The organism is Nonomuraea sp. NPDC049141, assembly GCF_040648415.1.
GTDB lineage: Bacteria > Actinomycetota > Actinomycetes > Streptosporangiales > Streptosporangiaceae > Nonomuraea.
This window is the reverse complement of sequence record NZ_JBEZDR010000079.1, coordinates 1-4451: the sequence shown is the minus strand read 5'-3', so window position 1 is coordinate 4451 and position 4451 is coordinate 1. Positions and strand designations below refer to the sequence as shown.

General features: G+C 72.3%; 3 protein-coding genes and 1 pseudogene. All 4 read left to right on the top strand.

Features of this window, described 5'->3' with window-relative positions; all coding sequences use genetic code 11:
• A pseudogene (locus tag AB0B91_RS64250) lies at window positions 1–591 on the top strand (hypothetical protein); the annotation flags it as partial.
• A 25-nt stretch (window positions 592–616) separates the two neighbouring features.
• The gene (locus AB0B91_RS64245) at window positions 617–2107 is read left to right on the top strand and encodes an FtsW/RodA/SpoVE family cell cycle protein (protein ID WP_089002730.1); all 1491 of its coding nucleotides are present in this window, start codon (window positions 617–619) and stop codon (window positions 2105–2107) included.
• Window positions 2104–3609, top strand: coding sequence for a penicillin-binding transpeptidase domain-containing protein (locus tag AB0B91_RS64240; protein ID WP_089002729.1), 1506 nt, complete (start codon window positions 2104–2106; stop codon window positions 3607–3609). The genes AB0B91_RS64245 and AB0B91_RS64240 overlap by 4 nt, the downstream gene beginning before the upstream one ends.
• Window position 3610: 1 nt before the next feature.
• Window positions 3611–4451: serine/threonine-protein kinase (locus AB0B91_RS64235; RefSeq protein ID WP_358342826.1), on the top strand; the 841-nt coding region annotated here is incomplete at its 3' end.

Here is a 4451-nt window from a genome sequence, read left to right as displayed (position 1 = left end):
GAGGAGCCGTCGGCCGGCGCCGACGACGAGTCGGAGCGCCCGAGGCGTCGTCCGGTGCGGGCCGCCGCGATCTCGGTGGCGCTGCTGGTCCTCGTGGGCGGCGCGGTCTTCGGCGGCTGGAGCTACACCCAGCGCCAGTACTACGTGGGCGCGACCGAGAACGGCCAGGTCGCCGTGTTCCGGGGCATCCAGGGCGAGATCGCCGGCATGGACCTGTCGACCGTGCACTCCACCAGCTCGGCCGACCTCGAAGACCTGACACTGGCCGCCCAGGAGCAGGTCAAGCAGGGCATCCCGGCCAAGAGCGAGCCCGACGCCGAGCGTCGGCTGGCCGAACTGACCAGCGACAACCCGATGAACCCGAACCTCAAGCCCATCTGCCCGCCGAGCCCCAGCCCGAGCGCCGCCGCGGTCACCACCGCCCCGACGCCGACCACCGGCCCGGTGTCGCCCGCCCCGACCGCCAGCGCGAGCGCCCCGGTCAGCGGTCGACCGAGCACGCCGGCCGCGCCGACCACCACGCCCGACGCCCCGCCCTCCGACACCGACTCGCCGGCGCTCGACCCCGCCGCGTGCCGGTCGCCGGAGTAGGCGCGGCTCGATCCGAGGACGTTCCGTGACCGCAGCGGCCCTTCCGGCACCCTCGCCCGCCACCACGGGCGAGCAGCCCGGCGTACGCCTGGCCCGGTCCCGGCGCAACGCCGAGTTGTCGTTGCTGCTGGTCGCCATGGCGCTGGTGGCGGCGTACGGGGCGATGGTCGAGGCGAAGGTGCTCGACACGATCACGGCCGACTTCTGGATGCCGGCCGCCGCGCTCACCGCCGTGTTCCTCGGCCTGCACCTGGTGATCCGGTTCCTGGCACCCTTCGCCGACCCGGCCCTGCTGCCGGCGGTCGCCCTGCTCAACGGGATCGGAGTGGGCTTCCTGCGCCGGCTCGACCTGGGCAACGCGGCGCCCGCCGAGCGGGAGGACCTGGCCATCTTCGCCGGCACGGGTGGCCGGCAACTCGCCTGGACGCTCGCCTCGGTCGTCCTCGCCGCCGGCCTGCTCGCCCTCATGCGCGACCACCGCTCGGTGTCCCGCTACGCGTACACGCTGGGGCTGGCCGGCATCGTGCTGGTGATGATCCCGGCGGTGCTGCCCGGCCGGTTCTCCGAGATCAACGGCGCGAAGCTGTGGATCCGGGTCGGGGGCTTCTCCATCCAGCCCGGCGAGTTCGCCAAGCTGGCCCTGCTGGTCTTCTTCGCCTACTACCTGGTGCGCAAGCGCGAGGTGCTGTCGCTGGCGAGCCGCCGGTTCCTCGGCATCGACTTCCCGCGCGGGCGCGACCTCGGCCCGGTGGTCGTGGTCTGGCTGATCAGCGTCCTGGTCCTCGTCTTCGAGAAGGACCTCGGCACCTCGCTGCTCTACTTCGGCATGTTCGTGGTGACGCTCTACATCGCCACGGAGCGGGTCAGTTGGCTGCTCATCGGTCTGGTGCTCTTCTTCGGCGGCGTCTACCTGGCGTACGTGCTGGGGGAAGTGGTCGGCGGGCCGTTCGCCAACTTCTACCTGCGCGCGCAGATCTGGCTGGACCCGTTCGCCGACCCGTACGAGGACGGCTACCAACTCGTGCAGGGGCTGCTCGCCCTCGGCACGGGCGGCCTGTTCGGCGCGGGCCCGGGCGGCGGCCAGCCGGGCCTGCTGCCCGAGGTGCAGAACGACTTCATCTTCGCCGGCATCGGCGAGGAGATCGGGCTCTTCGGCCTCTCCGCGCTGCTCGTCGTCTACCTGCTGATCGTCGAGCGCGGGCTGCGGGCGGCGCTGGCGGTGCGGGACTCGTTCGGCAAGCTGCTGGCCGGCGGCCTGGCGTTCACCCTCGGGCTCCAGGTCTTCGTGATCGTCGGCGGGATCAGCAAGCTCATCCCGCTGACCGGCCAGACCACCCCGTTCCTCTCCGCCGGCGGTTCCTCGCTGATGGCCAACTGGCTGCTCATCGCGGTCCTGCTCCGGATCTCCGACGGCGCCCGCCGGTCCGTCACCGGCGCCGGCGGCAAGGCGGCCCGACCGTCCGGCGGCCCACCGGAGCAGCTGCACGGTGCCCCCACGGAGGTGATCAAGCCGTGAACGCACCCCTGCGCCGCGTCGGCATCGTCGTCATGGTCCTCTTCGGCCTGCTCTTCGCGAACCTGAACTGGATCCAGGCCTACAAGGCCGACGAGTACCGCACCAGCGACTACAACGGCCGGGTCCAGGTCGCCGAGTACGACCGCAAGCGCGGCAACATCGAGGCCGGCGGCACCGCGTTCGCGGTCAGCAAGGAGACCGACGGCGAGCTGAAGTTCCAGCGCAGCTACCCCGGCGGGGCGAGGTACGCGCACGTGCTCGGCTACAAGCCGGTCAACCTCGCCGAGACCGGCATCGAGAAGTTCGAGAACGACTTCCTGGCGGGCACCAGCGACGCGCTCATCGCCAACCGGGTCAAGGACATGTTCACCGGCGACCAGACCGGCGGCGGCAACGTGCTGCTCACGGTCTCCAAGGGCGCCCAGAACACGGCGTTCGAGCAGTTGCGCAACAACCGGGTCGACGCCGCCAGGGGCGCGGCGATCGCCGTCGACCCGCGTACCGGGGCGGTGCAGGCGCTGGTCTCGATGCCCAGCTTCGACCCGAATCCGCTGGTCAGCCACAGCACCAACGAGGCGACGGCCGCGTACAACAAGCTGGAGCAGGACCCGGCGGGTCCGCTGAAGAACCGGGCCCTCGGCGAGGTGCTGCCCCCGGGCTCCACCTTCAAGATCGTGGTGGCCGCCGCGGCGCTGGAGAACGGCGTCGGTCAGGAGACCCGGATCCCGGCCGGTGCCAGCTACACGCCGCCCACCTCGGGCTCCCCGATCCGCAACGCGGCGCCGTCGATCTGCCCTGAGGACGAGGTCACCCTGATGAACGCGGTGACCGAGTCGTGCAACACCGGCTTCGCGCAGCTCGGCGTCCGGCTCGGCGCGGACAAGGTCAAGGAGAAGGCCCGGCAGTTCGGCTTCGAGCAGGAGGACCTCACCGTCGGCCGCGTCGACAAGGGCGGGCACCCGGTGGCGGCGAGCCGGACCGGGGACATGCAGAACCCGGACGGCAGCACCGACCCGGCCGCGCTGGCGCAGTCCTCGATCGGCCAGAACAACGTGCGGATGACCCCGCTCCAGGGCGCCATGATCGCTGCGGCGGTGGCCAACGACGGCAGCCAGATGCGGCCGTACCTGGTCCGTCAGTTGCTCGCCCCGGACCGCACCACCAGCTACTACACGGCCAAGCCGAAGGAGCTGCGGCAGCCGGTCAGCGGCCAGGTCGCCAGTGACCTGCGGGACATGATGGTCAGCGTGGTCAAGAACGGCACGGGCGAGAACGCGCGGATCAACGGCTACACGGTCGGCGGCAAGACGGGCACCGCCCAGTCCGCGCCGGACCGGCCGGACCACGGCTGGTTCATCGGCTTCGCCCTGGACAAGAACGGCACGCCGGTCTCCGCGGTCTGCGTGGTGCTCGAGCAGGCCGGCCCCGGTGGCAGCGCTGAGGCGGCCCGGATCGCCGGGCAGGTCATGCGCGCCGCCATCACCGACCCGGGGGGCCGCTGACATGTTGAGCCCCGGGGTGCAGCTCGGCAACCGCTACCGCCTGGACGAGCGGATCGCCAGCGGCGGCATGGGCGACGTCTGGCGCGGCACCGACCAGGTGCTCGGCCGTACGGTCGCCGTCAAGAGCCTGCTCCCCGCGCTGCTCGACGACCCCGACTTCGCCGAGCGCTTCCGCGGCGAGGCCCGCACCATGGCCACCATCAACCATCCTGGCGTGGTCGACGTCTACGACTTCGGCAACGACCAGCAGATCGCCTTCCTGGTCATGGAGTACGTCGAGGGCGACGCGCTGTCCGCCACGCTGGCCCGGGTCGGCCGGCTCACCCCGGCCCGCACGATGGCGCTGGTCGCCCAGGCCGCCGACGCGCTGCACGCCGCGCACGTGAAGGGCATCGTGCACCGGGACGTGAAGCCCGGCAACCTGCTGGTCCGGCCCAACGGCACCCTCGTGCTGACCGACTTCGGCATCGCCCGCTCGGAGCTGGTCGCCCAGCTCACGGCGGCCGGCTCGGTGCTCGGTACGGCCTCGTACATCTCCCCGGAGCAGGCCACCGGCGGCGTCGCCACGCCCGCGTCCGACGTCTACGCGCTCGGCGTGGTGGCCTACCAGTGCCTCGCCGGCCGACGCCCCTTCGAGGGCGACAATCCCCTCGACATCGCGATGCGGCACGTGCGGGAGACGCCCCGTCCGCTGCCGGCCGACATTCCGCCGCAGGTCCGGGCGGTGGTCGAGCGGGCCCTGGCGAAGGACCCGGCGGCACGCTGGCCGAGCGCCGCCACGCTGGCCGGGGTCGCCCGCCAGCTGAAGGCCCAGCTCTCCCAGCAGGCCCGGGCGGCAGGCC